The organism is Advenella faeciporci (assembly GCF_014652395.1).
Lineage (GTDB): Bacteria > Pseudomonadota > Gammaproteobacteria > Burkholderiales > Burkholderiaceae_B > Advenella > Advenella faeciporci.
Genome location: NZ_BMYS01000007.1, coordinates 48,543 through 64,914, shown reverse-complemented (window position 1 = coordinate 64,914; position 16,372 = coordinate 48,543). Strand labels below are relative to the sequence as shown.

The following is a 16,372-nucleotide window of genomic DNA, read 5'->3' as shown; positions in this document are numbered from 1 at the left end:
ATGATTTTGCCAGTATTCCAAAAACATGACCGGGTCAGGTGTCCGCACGCCAATATTGCCTTCCTGCCCGTTGGGCAAGACATTCCCCTGTTCATCAACAATGTCCAGAACATGCCCCGGCACTGCCTTGCCAATATTGCCAAGCTGCGGTTCAAACAAGGCTGAACAGGCGGAAACAATCATATTGCATTCAGTCTGGCCATAAAACTCGTTAATGGTGATTCCCAGATTGCGCTTAGCCCACTCAATCAGCTCCAGCCCCAGGGATTCGCCGCCACTGGCAATGGTACGCAAGCCCAGGCGCCAGCGTTGTTGCGGATTTTCAATATGGCGCATCATTTTCAGTGCCGTGGGTGGCAGGAAAGTATGGGTTACCTGGTGCCGTTCCATCAGCGCAAAGGCTGCTTCGGCGGTGAACTTTTCAAACCGGCAGGCCACCACCGGGATACCGTGGTGCCAGGCGGGCATCAGGACATCAAACAAACCACCAATCCAGGCCCAGTCGGCAGGTGTCCACATCACGCGGTCTTTGCCCGACAGAAAATCATGGGACATTTCCACCCCCGGCAAATGCCCCGGCAATACCCGATGGGCATGCAAAGCACCCTTGGGCTTGCCGGTTGTGCCAGAAGTATAAATAATCACGGCCGGGTCGTCAGCCAGCGTGTCCGCCGGTGTAAAGTCGGCCGCCTCGTGCTGCAGGGTTGGCCAGAAAGCCTTGGCATGATGATCGGATTGCCCGGCATCAATATTGAAAACCGCCTGCAACCGGGGCAGGCTTTCCTGTATATCCGCCAGCTTTTCCATGCCTTCATGGTTGGTCACCAGCACCCTGGCCCCCGAATTGGACAGCCGGTACTGCAAAGCATCTATCCCGAACAGGGAAAACAGGGGAATCGCAATCGCCCCCAGTTTGTACACGGCAATGTGGGCAATCGCCGTTTCCACTCCCTGCGCCAGCAAAATACCCACCCGGTCACCCTTGCCTACGCCGGCTTTTTGCAGCACGCGGGCAAACTGGTTAGAGTATTGCTTAAGCTGGTCAAAGGTATAACGACTGATATCGGTGGGCGATTTTTCATGGATCAGCGCCAGGCGACCGCTGCCATCGGCCCATTTATCGCAGACATCCACTCCGATATTGTAATTTTTCGGGATATCCCATTTGAATTCCTGATAGGTTTGCCCATACGTTGGCTTCTGGATTAGCACCCTGTCTCCTGGTTCTGGATAATTATTGGCCTGATTCTAGCATCGGGCATTCATGTCCTGCCATCAGGGAAAATCATATTGATCCAGATCAAGACAAATTCAATCCCGGCATTATTCGGGAACATTTGCGCCCCCCGTTCGTTTAATACAGCAAGACGGCACCCATCATGCCGTCAGGCAAATGGCCACGCCAGACCTGCCATTTACCGATTGCCCAAATCCCTTACCTGTTCGGAGTTATCATTATGAAACCATCAAATTTTTCCCGTCTTGCCCGCAACATCACCTATGCCCTGGTCCTGGGTACAGCCTCTCTTTCACCGGCCATGGCGGCAGACAGCGCCCACAGCCATGACGGACACTCGGTCTCCAGTGCCCAGCTGAAACTGAATAACGGTCAAAAGTGGGACGTTGACGCCCCCTTGCAAAAGGGCATGGGAACCCTTCATGCTGCCGTCAGCAAGGCCGTTCCAGCGGCCCACGAAGGTAAAACTGAAGCTCCGGAATATCAGGCACTGGTCAAAACCGCCGGTGAACAGATAGAATACATGATCCAGAATTGCAAACTTGAACCGGATGCAGATATTACCCTGCACGTACTGATAGGCGAGATTATCAATGGTGCCAATACCATCGAAGGCAAAACCGAAGGCAAGTCGCCCAGCGAAGGTGTCGTTCAGATGGTCAAGGCACTGGATACCTACGGAGAGTATTTCAACCACCCGGGCTGGGAATCGTTTTCTGCCCACTAAGCCAGGATGCTGACAAACAGACCATGGCGGACACTCATTCATCAGTAGCGGAAGAACAGCTGGTTACCCGTGCACAAGCCGGTGACCCGGCTGCCTTCTCCAGTCTGGTACGTTCGCACCAGAACCGCATCTTTGGTTTTATTACCTATTTATGCGGTTCTGCCGATGAAGCAACCGACCTGACCCAGGATGTCTTCATCAAGGCATGGCAGGCATTGCCCGATTGGCGCCCCGAAGCCAAGTTCTCTACCTGGCTGACGCAAATTGCCCGCAATACCACGATTGATGCCCTAAGAAGACGCAACGCCGTGATTTTTGCTTCTTTGGATGAAGAGGATGAAAACCGGCAACTGGTTGAAACCTCTGTCGGCCCGCAGGACAGCCTGATCAACAGCCAGGATTACCAACAACTGCTGCTGGCGCTGGACACCATCAACCCGAATTACAGGGAAATTTTACTGCTGCGTGAACTGGAAGGCTTATCCTATAGCGAAATCGCCACCATTCTGGAAGTGTCCGAAGGGACTGTCAAATCACGCCTGGCCCGGGCCAGGGTTGCCGCCTTAACTGCGTTCAAACGGCAAACAGGAGAAAGTCATGAATGAATCATGCCCACGCAACACCGCTTTATCCGCGTTTCTGGACCAGGTTTTATCTGGTCAGGAAAAAGCCGAACTGCAGGATCATTTACACCACTGCCCCATTTGTTCGGGACAGTTCGCACAGTTGCAACAATTGCATGTCGCTTTTCAGGAAATACCCAAGCCGGTACTGAATTTTGATCTGGCCAAGGTACTGGAAGGCCGTCTTCAGGCTGGCAGGCAGATAAAAACCTTGCCACCACCCGGTCGCAAACTTCATACATTGCTTGACAGGCTGATGGGTGGCTGGTGGCTGCCGGCCGGATCGGCTGCCATGGCACTGACGCTGGGACTGGTGTTTGGCGGGCAACTGTATAATGCTCCCCCACAAGAACCCGTCAAAATGATGGCGATGAATGTTTTTGACTCGATACCGCCGGGCAATATCTGTGCCGGCACCCCGCTTTGCAAGACAGGAAGCTGATCCCAATGAATACGAACTCCCTGCGTAAATTACTGATGATTTCCCTCTGCCTGAACATAGGCGTATTAGCAGCCTTGGGATGGCATTACTGGAGCGAAAGCACAAATACTGCCACAAGCCTGCCCGCCTATCTGCAGCTTGATGCAGAACAGGAACAGCAATGGCAGCAAATTGAACAACCGTTCCTGGCTCAATTTGGCGAGGCCGCCACTAAAATCGCATCTCATCGCAACGCCATGATTGATGCCATTTTTGCCGAACCCGCCAACCGGACAGTCATTGAATCGGAGCGTGATGCCATTGCCTTTTTGCAGGAGCACCAGCAACAACTCTTGATTGAACAATTGCTCAGGGAACGGGAAATGCTTTCGGCCGAACAGCGCCAGCTTCTGCTTGACCTGCTAAAACAGGACCAGGTTCCGGTATCGGCGGTAGAGCAGCTGCACCAGCATTAAGTGGCAACAGGGATGCAATATGTCATTGGCCGGCCTTAGCACGGTATCCGCCGGCAGCTTATAGTAACCCTGTTTAGTAAACCTGTTTAGAACAGGAGAAAATGCAGGGCGACCACCACAGGCACCAAAAAAGCGGTCAACAAACCGTTAAGGCTCATTCCAAGGCCCGCAAAGGTGCCTATTTCGTTGCTGATCTGGAAACCACGCGCCACGCCAATCCCGTGCGCCGTGAGGCCCAGCATGAACCCCCTGATTTCCGGTGACTCTATATGGATTATTTTAAAAATATAACGGGCAGTCATGACGCCAAAAACACCGGTTCCCATGACCCCCACCGCTGCCAGCGAAGCCAGGCCCCCCAGCTTTTCACTAACACCCATGGCAATCGGCATGGTAGCCGATTTGGGGGCCAGGGAAATAATCAAGACATCTTCAGCGCCCAAAAGCGCGGCAACCAGAACCACCGATAACACCGCCACCAGCGAACCCGCCAGCAAGCCGCAAACCAGTGGCAACCAGGCTTTTCTGACCCGCTCAAGCTGCCTGGCCAAAGGAACGGCAAGGGCAACCGTGGCAGGACCAAGCAGAAAAGAAATGTATTGTGCACCCACCATGTAGTCTTCATAGGCAACACCGGTATACACAAGAAAAGGCACGATTAGCAGAACGGACAGGGCAACAGGGTTGACCAAAGGATGAAAACGGCTTTTTTTGGCCAGCCAGGCAACCAGCGCATAAACCAGCAGGGTCAGCAAAATGCCAAACAATGGCGTTTTGGTAAACGGGAGCCAGAATTCATTCAACATCGCTCGCCGCCTTTTTCGGGTTGTGGGCTTGTTTTTCCAGGCGCTTCATGACCTTTTGCATCACCAGCGCTCCCACCGCCATGGCCAGAACAGTACTGATGACGATGGCAGCCACCAGGGCCAGCCACTGACCCTTCAGCAGGGTATAAGAAGTCATGATCCCCACACAAACCGGGATAAACATGACCATCATTGACTTGAGCAGTTGCTCGGAAGATGCTGCAATATGATGGTTCAGGCGTGGTTCCAGCAGCAGGGTAATAAACAAAAACACCATGCCCAGCACCGGCCCGGGTATTGGCAAACCCGATAGCACCGATGTCCATTCTCCCAATGCCTGGAAAAAACATAAAACGGCCAGCGTCAGTAACATGGCCACCCCCTTTTATTGTAATTTTTGTCCGAATGCTGCCATCTTAACCGTTAACGCACATTATTTTCAAAATCAGGCGTGTTCAGACTGTCTGGCTTCATCAACATTACCCTTGTTTTTTCTGAACACAGAGGGGGAAACCCCATAAAACTGCTGGAATGCCGTTGAGAAATTGGCCGAGCTTGAATAACCGATTTCTGCGGCAATGGTGAGTGTACGCAAGGAGGTTTCCAATAACAACCGTTTTGCCTCGTGCATGCGGGTATCACGAACAAATTCAAAAACGCTGATATTGAGATGGTCCTGGAAGGCCTTGGTTAAACGCTTTTCGTGCATTCCGGCCACTTCAGCCAAATGGCTGATTGAAAGCGGTTCGTTAAGATGTTCCTGGACATATTTTTGCACAATGGATACCACCAGGGCATCATCCAGGGTTTCCTGGCAGGAAGCAGGCCGAGGCGAAAAAGTGGGAAATGAATTCATGTCCTGGTTCTGGCCCAGGCCCATGGATTGAATCAGGCGTTTTTTACTGGCCAAAGACAAATGCACGGCAATACGGGCTATCACCTCGAAGTCTGAACAATCATTGGGAATGTAATCAACGGCACCGCTACGAAAGGCTTCCAGGCGATTTTCCGGGTTTTCTTCCTGTCCGTAAAAAATCATGGGGATGTCGTTGGTGAAGGGATTGGCTTTCAGGCGACGGCAAAGCGTGACGCCATTCAGTTTGGGCAGTTGTATGTTTGAAAGAATCAGGTCGGGACGATTCGCCACTGCCCGCTCGTATCCCTGTAAGCCATCAAAAGCATGACTGATACGGCAGTTTTTTTCCCGCAGAATATTCATCAGTGCATTACGTCCATGTATTTCATTGTCGATAATCAATATATGGGACAATGAAAAATCATCATTAGCTTGCATAGTGTTGTGGTTTTTTAAATTAATAACAATCGAATCATTTCTAATTGTAAACGAATCTGCGTAAGATTGTTTTTGATTTTATTTTATGGCAAAACAAAAGTTATTAAAATAAAAACCACTAAATCAAAAACAATCTTTTGTGCTCTTTAATTGCATATCGATCCGTCATTCCAGCAATGTAATCGGCAATCGAACGAGCCTGCTTAAGCTCATCCTGGACACGGTAATCCTTGGGCAACAAACGTGGATCTTCCAGAAAAGCGCTATATAAATCAACAATAATACGTTTTGCCTTACCCGACATGCGCATGACCTTGTAATGCCGGTAGAGATTTTCCAGGAGGAACCGTTTGAGCTCGTTTGCCTGCTTTCTGATGGGGGTTGAAAATGCAACCAGCACGGGTGCATTATATACATCTTTTAGTGTTTCAATCTGAAATGTTTTGATATTAAGCGCCGTATTTTGTGCAAGATCAACAATTAAGGTATTTATTATGCGCCTGATTGTTTCGGAAACCAGTCTCTTTTCTGAAACATTTTGATATAGATTACAAACATTTTGATAATGACTTGCAAACAACTCGACCGACAACAATTGCTCGACCGTAATCAACCCTGATCGAAGCCCGTCATCGACATCGTGGTTGTTATATGCGATTTCGTCGGCCAGATTGGCCAGTTGTGCTTCAAGGCTGGGCTGTGTCCTGTTTATAAAACGCCGGGCAACCTCTCCAAGCATGCGGGCATGGGAAATGGAACAGTGCTTAAGAATACCTTCCCGCGTCTCAAAGCTCAGATTCAAGCCGTTAAATGAGGCATAGCGCTCTTCAAGTTCGTCAACCACCCTCAGGCTTTGCAAATTATGCTCAAAGCCGCCCGCTTGCGGTATTTTTTCACGCATGCAGGCATTCAGGGCATCCTGGCCGGCATGCCCAAAAGGGGTGTGACCAAGGTCATGAGCCAGGGAGATGGCTTCCACCAGATCCTCATTCAGGCGTAATGTCCTGGCAAGCGCCCGACCAATCTGGGCCACTTCAAGACTATGGGTAAGACGGGTCCGGAACAGATCGCCTTCATGATTGACAAATACCTGGGTTTTATATTCAAGCCGCCTGAAAGCGGAGCTGTGAATGATCCGGTCTCTGTCACGCTGGAACGGATTGCGACCTGGATCTTCGATTTCCGGGTGAATTCTGCCGCGGGTATCTTCGGGTTTGGTTGCATAAGTTGCCAGCGTTGTCATGGTCATTTACCCTTTCTGTGTTGTTTTCTTCAAAACCAGCATCAAGTCTTCCCGTGGAACCGTCTGGCTTTTCGCCTGACCGATGCCTGGCATGACAATGAATTTGATTTTGCCCCCTTCCGCCTTTTTATCGATTTGCATCAGTTCGATCCATTTGTCTGTTCCCAGATCGGGCGCGGTAACCGGACAGCCAATGGCTGCCACCAGTGCCCTGACCCTTTCAACGTCTGCCTGGGGAAAACCGCAAACCCTGGCCGACAGTTCAGCTGCCTGCACCATGCCACAACCCACGGCTTCCCCGTGCAGCCAGGTACCAAAGCCAAGGCCGGCTTCTATGGCATGGCCAAACGTATGTCCCAGGTTCAGGATGGCACGCATGCCGGTTTCCTTTTCGTCTTCCGAAACCACATAGGCCTTGAGTTCGCAGGAGCGCTGAACCGCATAACCGATGGCTTCGGGCTCCAGAGCCTTCAGGCTGGCCACGTTTTGTTCACACCAGTCAAAAAAACCGGCATCCAGGATGAGGCCATACTTGATGACTTCTGCCAGGCCCGCTGCAATTTCACGTTCGGGCAACGTGCCTAGCACGGTGGTATCGATATCAACGGCAATCGGTTGGTAAAACGCGCCAATCATGTTCTTGCCCATGGGATGATTGACGGCGGTCTTGCCACCCACCGAAGAATCCACCTGTGCCAGCAAGGTGGTGGGCACCTGAATGAAACGGATGCCCCGCATGTAGGTTGCCGCGGCAAAACCGCACATGTCCCCAATGACGCCACCGCCCAGCGCCACAATAACGGCACGGCGATCCAGGCGCTGCTCCAGCAAAAAGGTATAGATACTGTTAAGGGTTTCGAGGGTCTTGTAGGCTTCACCGTCAGGCACCTCGAAGACGCTGATTTTCTTCCCGCTGGCTTCCAGTGACTGCAAAACGGTTTTTCCGTATAACCCAAATACAGTCGGATTGCTGATCAGAACCACCGAGGTGGCGTCAGGAGGAATGGAAGTGCCCACCTGTTGCAATAAATTGGGGGCAATATGAATGGAATAAGCGCCCCCTTCTGTTTTGACCTTAACAATACTCATGCTTTACTCCTGATTTTTTTGCAACAAATTATGAATGGTTTTTACCACCGAAGGAATGGAACCTGAACCGGTTTCTATCGTCAGGTCGGCAACGCTTTCATACAGGGATTCGCGCTGTGCCAACAATTCGGCAATCCTGGCTTTCGGGTTGGGCGTGGCCAGCAAGGGCCGGTTCCGGTCTTTGGCCACCCGCCGATAAAGCTCATCGGCACTGGCCTTCAGGTAAATCACGATTCCCCGACGCCGTAAAATGGCCCTGTTGGCTTCCCTTAACACGGCCCCCCCTCCCGTGGCCAACACAATACCGTCAATCTGTGCGACCTCTTCAAGCACCATACTCTCCCTGTTACGGAACCCTTCCTCTCCTTCGATGTCGAAGATGACTGGTATGCTGACCCCACACCGCCCGACAATCTCATGATCCAGATCCAGAAAATCCCGATTCATGGCGCGGGCCAGGGCCCGTCCTATTGTTGTTTTACCTGCCCCCATCATGCCCACCAAAAATACCGGCTGCCTGGTGGACAACCCGACTGGGGCAGTATCATGTATTATTTCACTCATATATTTAAAAATGTCGGTAATTTGAGACTTATTTTGCACAGTTTTGCATATTATCACTTGCAACCTAAGTAAGGAGCGCTAAACTGCACAATTCAGTTACAGAAACCCGTGAGTTTTTCAGGAAATTCTGCCCACAAAGCTTTAAAATCCCGTGTAATGAGTAAAACTACCGCACCCAAAAAAGAGAAATCGTCTTCCGGCTCATGGCTGGGACGGTTTATCATGAAATCCATCGTATTTTGCGCAGGCATCGGGCTTTGTGGCGCCTTGCTGGTCATCATGGCCATTGGCCTTACCTGGCCAAACCTGCCCGATCTTCAGGCCATGACCGATTACCGGCCACGCATTCCGCTGCGCATCTATTCCGAAGACAAAGTCCTGCTGGCCGAGTATGGTGAAGAAAGACGCAACGTGATGCGCTTCAATGAGATTCCCGATGTCATGAAACTGGCGGTCCTGGCCGCTGAAGACGACAATTTCTATAAGCACAACGGGGTTGACTGGTCGGGCGTAGGCCGGGCGGTATTGGCCAACATCACCTCGGGCGCAAAGGCCCAGGGTGCCAGTACCATTACCATGCAGGTGGCCCGTAACTTCTACCTGTCATCCGAGAAATCGTTCATTCGCAAATTTTATGAGCTTTTACTTACCTACAAAATAGAAGACACCCTCACCAAAGACCAGATCCTTGAGCTTTACCTCAACCAGATTTACCTGGGCCATCGTGCTTACGGTTTTGCAGCCGCAGCCCGGACTTATTTTGGTGTTCCCCTGTCTAAAGTCAGCATTGCACAGGCCGCCATCCTGGCGGGTGTTCCCAAGGCGCCATCGCGCTTTAACCCCAAAACCAACCTGAAGCGCGCCATCGAGCGTCAGCACTATGTATTGGGTCGCATGCTGAAACTGAACTACATCAGCCAGGCACAGTACGATGAGGCCATGAATGAAAAAATCCAGGTCAAATCCCGTGACAACAATGCGGCAGAAACCCAGTTTGCCCTTCATGGCCAGTATGTTTCCGAGCTGGCACGCCAGCTGATGTACAACATCTACAAAGATAATGTGTACGGTCGCGGACTGAATGTGTATACCACCGTCAACTCCAAAGACCAGGAAATCGCCTATAAGGCCGTGCGTGACGGAATCCTTACTTACACCCGCCGCAAACCCTATCCTGGCCCGGCTGCCCAACTTGAATTACCGTCAGGCCTTGAGCAGAACCAGGAAAAAATGGAAGAATTCCTGGATAAAGTCAAAACCGACTACCCGGACAGCAATGACCTGCACACGTATCTGGTGCTGTCAGCCAGCCCAAGCAAAGTGGTGGCCATTCGCGATGCCGGCCACCCCATCGAACTAACCGGTACCTCGCTGAACAATGCAAAACGTGCCCTGGTCGCCAAACCCAGTACCAAACGGCATATCATGCGGGGCTCAGTCATTTACCTGCAAAAAGTCAAAGACAGCTGGACCATTATCAATATGCCCGAAGTCGAAGGTGCTTTTGTTGCCCTTGACCCTACCGATGGTGCCATCAAATCCATGATTGGCGGGTTTGACTTCAACCGTGGCGACTTCAACCGGGTTACCCAGGCATGGCGCCAGCCCGGCTCAACCTTCAAGCCGTTCATTTATGCCGCAGGCCTTGAACGCGGCTTAACCCCTGAAACCAATATTTCAGACCAGCCGTTTTACTTAAGCGCGGCCAAAACCGGCAGCAAGCCATGGACACCCAAAAACTACGGGAACAGCTACACCTATAGCCAAACTTTGCGCCAGGGCCTGTACAAATCCAAAAACATGATTTCCATTCGTATCCTCGAGGCCGTAGGCCCCGATTTTGCAACGGAATTCATCGAGCGTTTTGGCTTTGATCCCGCCCGACACCCCCCCAAAGGCGCCTATCTGACCATGGCACTGGGTGCCGGCAGCGTAACGCCCTTGCAAATGGCCAGCGCCTATGCCGTATTTGCCAACGGCGGTTATCGCGTGAATCCTTACATTATCAATTACGTGACCGATCCCAATGGCACGGTCCTCATGAAGTCCCAACCGGTCAAGGCCGGAGATGAGGCCAATCGCGCGATTGACCCGCGTACGGCCTACATCATGGATGACCTGCTGCGAGGGGTCGCCCGTAACGGTACGGCAGCCAGAACCCAGGCAACGCTCAAACGCCCGGATATTGGCGGTAAAACCGGTACCACCAACCAATCCTTCGATGCCTGGTTTGCCGGCTATACACCAAAAATGGTGGGGGTTGCCTGGCTTGGTTTCGATCAACCCCGTTCCCTGGGTGACCGCGAAACGGGCGGTGGCGCGGCCATGCCCATCTGGCTTGATTACATGGCCAGTGTGTTGCCTTCCATACCGGTTACCAAACAAGGCCCCTTGCCACAAGGACTGGTCAAGGCTGGCGATAATTTTTACTATACCGAGTTCCCTGCAGGGCAAGCCATTGCGAACCTGGGCGTAGGCGGCAGTGGTTATGCCCCTGGCACTGAAGAGACAGGTGCCGCAAAACCGGCAGCACAGGGTAGTGGCGATGCGATTGGCAAGCTGATCGAATCCTTCAACCCCTTGGGTGGCCCTCCCATCCGCTTCTAGCAACACATAAAAAACGCTCATTTTCAAAATATGAAATGAGCGTTTTTTTGTCATCCTTGCCGCACGGTGACTCTGGAAAACCACTGCCCCCGCATCAAGGACGTTTTTACCGCCATCCCTTCATTACCTTGACCAGGCTTACAGGGTAACGGTTAACGGCTGACCGGCAATTTCAGAACACAGGGCGGCAACATTGGCTGCCAGTTCCAGACCGCCACGGGTGTCTTGCCACACCTGGCCATCAAAGCGGTAATGGAATGCACCGCTGGGCGCAGCCACCCACATTTCCTGCAAAGGGGCCTGGCTATTGATGACCACATGCCGGGTACTGTCAAACACAAGAGTAAGCACCTGGCCACTGCGGTTCGCATCAACATCAATATCCAGATGTTCGAACCAGCCATCAGCCTGGGCCTGAATCTTGTCTAAAATATCGTCTGCACGTGCAAGAAATTCTGATTCAGTCATAATATCAATTCTATAAAAAATTTTTTGGAGTAGTAAATTGCCTGCGTTTACAAAAATACACCGCAGTCTTTCAATTGCATCCCTGCTTGGCTTAAGTTTGGGTCTTTCCGCCTGCGGATACAAGGCACCCCTATATTATCCTACCCAAGAACAATTACAGCAAATAGAAGCACGCGAACAAAGGATAAAGGCACGCAAGGAAGCCGCCAAAGCAGCGGCCCGGCAAGAAAAGGAACAGACCCGTGCCCGGGAGCAGGACCCAAAAACCCGTCTCCCTGAATAATAATCCCGTTTTTTTCATACACCGTTAATTCTGATTATCAATTTGCAATGACCACACAATCCCAACCCCTACCCACTCCCGCAGGCTCACCCTTCTTTCATTACCAAAACAACACCCTGCACGCTGAAGGCGTTTGCCTGGAAATCCTGGCCCGGGAACTGGGCACGCCCCTGTATGTTTACTCCAGGGCCGCACTCAAGGCAGCCTGGCAATCCTATCAAAACGCCATTGGCAGCCGAAACACCCTGGTTTGTTATGGCATGAAGGCCAATTCAAATCTGGCTGTCCTGAACGAATTCGCAAAACTGGGCAGCGGATTTGATATTGTTTCGGGTGGCGAACTGGCCCGCGTCCTGAAAGCGGGCGGACAAGCAGCCAAGGTCGTTTTTTCGGGTGTTGGCAAACAGGACTGGGAAATTGAAGCGGCTCTTGAGGCCGGCATCAAGTGCTTCAACGTAGAGTCGGTGGCAGAGCTTGAACGCATCTCTGAAGTGGCTACGCGACTGGGCAAAACCGCACCGGTTTCTTTACGCGTGAACCCCGATGTCGATGCCAAAACACACCCCTATATTTCAACCGGCATGAAAGAAAACAAATTCGGGATCGAAATTGGTGCTGCGCCCGCGGCTTACCAAAAAGCCAATACCCTGCCGGGCATCAAAATCGTGGGCGTCGACAGCCATATCGGTTCACAAATTACCGAAGTCAGCCCCTATCTTGACGCCCTGGACAAAACACTGAACCTGCTTGACATGCTTGGCCTGCAGGGCATCCAGGTAGAACATCTGGATATTGGCGGCGGCCTGGGCATCCGCTACACCGATGAAATCCCGCTAGATCCCAAAGAATTGCTTGAACCGGTTTACGAAAAACTGGCCCAACGTGGCTATGACCACTTGCAGCTGGTTCTTGAACCGGGCCGTTCCCTTGTTGGCAATGCGGGTGTGCTGCTCACGCGGGTCCAGTACCTCAAGCATGCAGAAGCCCGCAATTTTGCCATTATTGATGCCGCCATGACCGACCTGATGCGCCCCGCACTTTATGATGCCTACCATGGACTGCTGGCCGTCAGGCCACGAGCGCAAACGCCTGAAACCTATGATATCGTGGGTCCTGTTTGTGAAAGCGCCGACTGGCTGGCCAAACAACGCAGCATTGCTTTGGAACAGGATGACATTCTGGCCCTTGAATCTGCGGGCGCCTATGGTTTTGTCATGTCAAGCCAATACAACACCCGTCCGCGGGCGGCAGAAGTCATGGTAGATGGTGAGCATTTCCATATTATTCGCCAGCGCGAAAAACTGGAAGACCTGTTTGAAGGCGAGCAGCTCCTGCCCTGAAAGTCCTGAGCCACGTTCAGTAACAAACCATTTTTAGCCTTTAATGACCCCACCCCGGGGTCATTGTCTTTTCCGGTTCATGGCAAAACCCCAACATAGCGACACATATTATTAATAATGTTTTGCTAGCATATTGATTCGTATTTTTTAATATCACCTAATTTAAACATATAAACTTATTGATGTATTCCTTATAATTCATTACCAAAAGTAAGTTATAATCCAATTCTATACATTGTCGCCAAGCTTACAAAGCGTTAGTCTTCTTGAATACGCCTGACACCGTAAACTTACCCCTTACTCTGGAGAATCAACATGATAGATCTAGATGTCGTCACCCTGTCACGCTTGCAATTTGCGCTGACAGCCATGTTTCACTTTATTTTCGTACCATTAACATTGGGCTTTGCTTTTTTGCTGGCTATCATGGAAAGCGTCTATGTCATGACAGGCAAAGACATCTGGCGTCGCATGACCATGTTCTGGGGTAAACTTTTTGGCATCAACTTTGCCCTTGGGGTTGCAACCGGTGTGGTCATGGAGTTCCAGTTCGGTATGAACTGGTCCTACTACAGTCATTATGTGGGTGATATTTTTGGAGCGCCATTGGCCATTGAAGGTCTTATGGCGTTTTTTATGGAAGCCACCTTTATCGGTTTGTTCTTCTTTGGCTGGGACCGTTTGTCCAAAGTTGCCCATTTAATTGTTACCTGGCTGGTGGCGATTGGCGCCAACTTTTCGGCCTTGTGGATTTTAATCGCCAATGGCTGGATGCAAAACCCGGTGGGCGCCTACTTTAACCCGCAAACCATGCGCATGGAAATGACCGATTTCGCCGAAGTCGTGCTTAATCCGGTAGCCCAGGCAAAATTTGTGCATACCGTCAGTTCAGGCTATGTATTGGCATCCGTTTTCGTTTTAGGTGTCAGTGCCTGGTATGTGTTACGTGGCCGTCATATTGAACTGGCCCGCCGCTCCATGGTTATTGCCTCCAGCTTCGGGCTGGCAGGCGCATTGTCGGTCGTGGTGTTAGGTGATGAAAGCGGTTATTTAAGCACCGAGCATCAGCAAATGAAACTGGCCGCCATGGAATCCATGTGGGAAACAGAGCCGGCTCCTGCCAATTTCAACCTGATTGCCCTGCCCAACCAGGAAGAACGGCGCAATGAGTTTGCATTAGAAATTCCATGGGCTATGGGTATTATTGGCACCCGTTCACTAACCACCCCCTTGTTAGGCATCAATGAACTGGTTGACAGGGCCAAGGTTCGCATCGGGCATGGTGTTGACGCCTATAACGCCTTGCAGATACTGCGCGCCAACAAGGAAGATGCACAGGCACAGGCCGTTTTTAACGCTAACTGGAAAGATCTGGGCTATGCCCTGTTGCTCAAACGCTATGTAGAAGATCTTGACACAGCCACGCCAGGGCAAATTGACCAGGCTGCATGGGATACCGTCCCGCAGGTTGCTCCGCTATTCTGGACATTCCGCATCATGGTTGCCTTGGGCTTTTACTTTATTGCTTTCTTTATTACCGCATTTTATCTGTCCACCAAAGACCGCATTACCCAATCACCACGCTTTCTGAAACTGGCGGTCTTCACGGTTCCATTACCCTTGATTGCCGTTGAATGTGGCTGGTTCGTGGCCGAGTTTGGTCGCCAGCCCTGGATTATTGAAGGGGTATTGCCCACTTTTTATGCCGCATCCGGGCTCAGCGTTACCGACCTGATCATCAGCATGCTTATCTTCTTTGTTATTTACAGCACATTGGCGGTACTGGGCACCAAAATGATGTGGCACACGGTTAACCAGGGACCTGACGAAGACAACAAGCCTGACGCAAATGATTTTGCTGCCAGTGCAATTACTGCAAAATAAGGAGTTGGACAATGGAATCGATCATTCTGCTTGATTATGACACCATGCGCCACATCTGGTGGCTGCTCTTGGGTGTACTGTTAATCGCGTTTGCCATCATGGACGGGGCCGACCTTGGGGTGGCCATGCTGTTGCCCCTGGTGACCAAAACCGATGCCGAACGCCGTGTTCTTTATAATGTCATCGGCCCAACCTGGGAGGGCAACCAGGTCTGGCTGATCACCGCCGGCGGGGTTGTTTTTGCGGCTTGGCCCCTGCTCTATGCCATGTCCTTCTCGGGTTTTTATCTGGCCATGATGCTGTTGCTGGCCGCACTCATCCTGCGTCCGGTTGCCATTAAATACCGCAGTAAACTCGAATCAGAAAGATGGCGTAAAAACTGGGATATTACCTGGTGTTTAAGCGGTCTGGTCGCCGCTTTGGTATTTGGCGTCGCCATTGGCAATGTCATCCTGGGCGTTCCTTTCCGTTTCGATCCTGACACGTTGCGCCCCATTTATGAAGGCAGCTTTTTTGGGCTGTTCCAACCGTTTGCCCTTCTGTGCGGCTTGCTTAGCATTGCCATGTTGCTGTTGCAAGGCACAACCGTATTAAGCTGGAAAACAGAAGCCGGTATCGCACAGGCGGCACAACGCTGGGCGATCTGGTCTGGTATTGCGGTAATCGCCCTGTTTGTGATTGGTGGTGTTTGGGTTGCCAGCGGCGTTCCTGGCTACACCATGGATGCAAGCCTGCTGGCAAGCAATGATGTGTCCAACCCATTGGCAGGCGGCAAATCTGTTAGCGTTGAAGCAGGCGCCTGGATGGGTATTTACAGCGTCACGCCTTTGGCCTGGATTACACCAGCGGCAGGCATTGCCGTTACGCTATTGGCCATGTTGCTGGTGAAAAAAAAGCCATTGCTGTCTGTGCTAATGTCTTCATTAAGCATTGCAGCCATTATCTTTACTTTTGGCTTTTCCACCTACCCATTCCTGTTGCCTTCATCCCTGGACCCATCGTCCAGCTTAACCATTTACGATGCCTCGGCAAGTCATATGACTTTATGGGTTATGCTGTTGGTAACCATCATCTTCCTGCCATTAATCATTGTTTATACCTCTTGGGTATTTCGCGTCATGCGAGGCAAAGTTACCCCTGAAACGGTTAACGATGCCCCTCATGCTTACTAAGGAGTTACTGATATGTGGTATTTTTCCTGGATTTTAGGTTTAGGCCTGGCGTGTGCTTTTTCTATCCTGAACGCAATGTGGTACGAGTTGCGTACAATAGAAAAAAACACTAAAGCCCCAGAAACAAAACAGTATTAA

At 51.2% G+C, this 16,372-nt stretch carries 17 protein-coding genes and 1 pseudogene; 10 read left to right on the top strand and 8 right to left on the bottom strand.

The window, feature by feature from the left end; all coding sequences use genetic code 11:
- Positions 1–3 precede the first annotated feature (3 nt).
- Positions 4–1,212 (bottom strand): annotated as a pseudogene (locus IE074_RS06740) (AMP-binding protein); the annotation flags it as partial.
- Between the two features lie 245 nt (positions 1,213–1,457).
- Between IE074_RS06740 and IE074_RS06735 the strand changes: the two are divergent.
- From IE074_RS06735 to IE074_RS06720, 4 genes are read left to right on the top strand one after another with little or no spacing between them, the layout of a single operon-like run.
- The gene (locus IE074_RS06735) at positions 1,458–1,964 is read left to right on the top strand and encodes a hypothetical protein (protein ID WP_189384692.1); all 507 of its coding nucleotides are present in this window, start codon (positions 1,458–1,460) and stop codon (positions 1,962–1,964) included.
- Between the two features lie 23 nt (positions 1,965–1,987).
- The gene (locus IE074_RS06730; protein WP_189384690.1) at positions 1,988–2,569 is read left to right on the top strand and encodes an RNA polymerase sigma factor; all 582 of its coding nucleotides are present in this window, start codon (positions 1,988–1,990) and stop codon (positions 2,567–2,569) included.
- Positions 2,562–3,029, top strand: coding sequence for an anti-sigma factor family protein (locus IE074_RS06725; protein WP_189384688.1), 468 nt, complete (start codon positions 2,562–2,564; stop codon positions 3,027–3,029). The genes IE074_RS06730 and IE074_RS06725 overlap by 8 nt, the downstream gene beginning before the upstream one ends.
- A 5-nt stretch (positions 3,030–3,034) precedes the next feature.
- Complete coding sequence (locus tag IE074_RS06720) at positions 3,035–3,484, top strand: periplasmic heavy metal sensor (RefSeq protein ID WP_189384686.1); 450 nt, start codon at positions 3,035–3,037, stop codon at positions 3,482–3,484.
- Positions 3,485–3,570: 86 nt separating this feature from the next.
- Here the strand turns inward: IE074_RS06720 and IE074_RS06715 are convergent, their stop codons facing one another.
- From IE074_RS06715 to IE074_RS06690, 6 genes are all read right to left on the bottom strand, one after another.
- Positions 3,571–4,290: an LrgB family protein gene (locus tag IE074_RS06715; RefSeq protein WP_189384684.1), complete on the bottom strand. Its 720-nt coding sequence runs from the start codon at positions 4,288–4,290 to the stop codon at positions 3,571–3,573.
- Entirely contained in the window at positions 4,280–4,663 is a 384-nt protein-coding gene (locus IE074_RS06710) for a CidA/LrgA family protein (RefSeq protein ID WP_189384682.1), read from the bottom strand. The genes IE074_RS06715 and IE074_RS06710 overlap by 11 nt, the downstream gene beginning before the upstream one ends.
- A 72-nt stretch (positions 4,664–4,735) precedes the next feature.
- A complete protein-coding gene (locus IE074_RS06705; RefSeq protein WP_189384680.1) occupies positions 4,736–5,584 on the bottom strand; it encodes a response regulator transcription factor in 849 nt (282 codons plus the stop codon).
- Between the two features lie 118 nt (positions 5,585–5,702).
- Complete coding sequence (locus IE074_RS06700; protein WP_189384678.1) at positions 5,703–6,827, bottom strand: deoxyguanosinetriphosphate triphosphohydrolase; 1,125 nt, start codon at positions 6,825–6,827, stop codon at positions 5,703–5,705.
- A gap of 6 nt (positions 6,828–6,833) precedes the next feature.
- The gene (gene aroB, locus IE074_RS06695; protein WP_189384677.1) at positions 6,834–7,916 is read right to left on the bottom strand and encodes a 3-dehydroquinate synthase; all 1,083 of its coding nucleotides are present in this window, start codon (positions 7,914–7,916) and stop codon (positions 6,834–6,836) included.
- 3 nt (positions 7,917–7,919) lie between these two features.
- Positions 7,920–8,480 (bottom strand): shikimate kinase, encoded by a 561-nt coding sequence (locus IE074_RS06690; protein ID WP_189384675.1) that lies wholly within the window; start codon positions 8,478–8,480, stop codon positions 7,920–7,922.
- A 156-nt stretch (positions 8,481–8,636) separates the two neighbouring features.
- On the opposite strand from IE074_RS06690, the gene IE074_RS06685 reads away from it, so the two are divergent.
- Positions 8,637–11,087, top strand: coding sequence for a penicillin-binding protein 1A (locus IE074_RS06685; RefSeq protein WP_189384673.1), 2,451 nt, complete (start codon positions 8,637–8,639; stop codon positions 11,085–11,087).
- 138 nt (positions 11,088–11,225) lie between these two features.
- Here the strand turns inward: IE074_RS06685 and cyaY are convergent, their stop codons facing one another.
- Positions 11,226–11,555 carry an iron donor protein CyaY gene (gene cyaY, locus IE074_RS06680; RefSeq protein WP_189384671.1) on the bottom strand — a complete coding sequence of 110 codons (330 nt, stop codon included), beginning with the start codon at positions 11,553–11,555 and terminating at the stop codon, positions 11,226–11,228.
- A 37-nt stretch (positions 11,556–11,592) separates the two neighbouring features.
- Between cyaY and lptM the strand changes: the two genes are divergently transcribed.
- The 5 genes from lptM to cydX all read left to right on the top strand — a co-directional run bounded on the left by lptM (position 11,593) and on the right by cydX (position 16,372).
- The gene (gene lptM / locus IE074_RS06675) at positions 11,593–11,838 is read left to right on the top strand and encodes an LPS translocon maturation chaperone LptM (RefSeq protein ID WP_189384669.1); all 246 of its coding nucleotides are present in this window, start codon (positions 11,593–11,595) and stop codon (positions 11,836–11,838) included.
- 47 nt (positions 11,839–11,885) lie between these two features.
- The gene (lysA, locus tag IE074_RS06670) at positions 11,886–13,178 is read left to right on the top strand and encodes a diaminopimelate decarboxylase (protein ID WP_189384667.1); all 1,293 of its coding nucleotides are present in this window, start codon (positions 11,886–11,888) and stop codon (positions 13,176–13,178) included.
- A gap of 315 nt (positions 13,179–13,493) precedes the next feature.
- Entirely contained in the window at positions 13,494–15,062 is a 1,569-nt protein-coding gene (locus IE074_RS06665) for a cytochrome ubiquinol oxidase subunit I (RefSeq protein WP_189384666.1), read from the top strand.
- Between the two features lie 11 nt (positions 15,063–15,073).
- Positions 15,074–16,234 (top strand): cytochrome d ubiquinol oxidase subunit II, encoded by a 1,161-nt coding sequence (cydB, locus tag IE074_RS06660; RefSeq protein ID WP_189384665.1) that lies wholly within the window; start codon positions 15,074–15,076, stop codon positions 16,232–16,234.
- A gap of 12 nt (positions 16,235–16,246) precedes the next feature.
- Complete coding sequence (gene cydX, locus IE074_RS15045) at positions 16,247–16,372, top strand: cytochrome bd-I oxidase subunit CydX (protein ID WP_189384664.1); 126 nt, start codon at positions 16,247–16,249, stop codon at positions 16,370–16,372.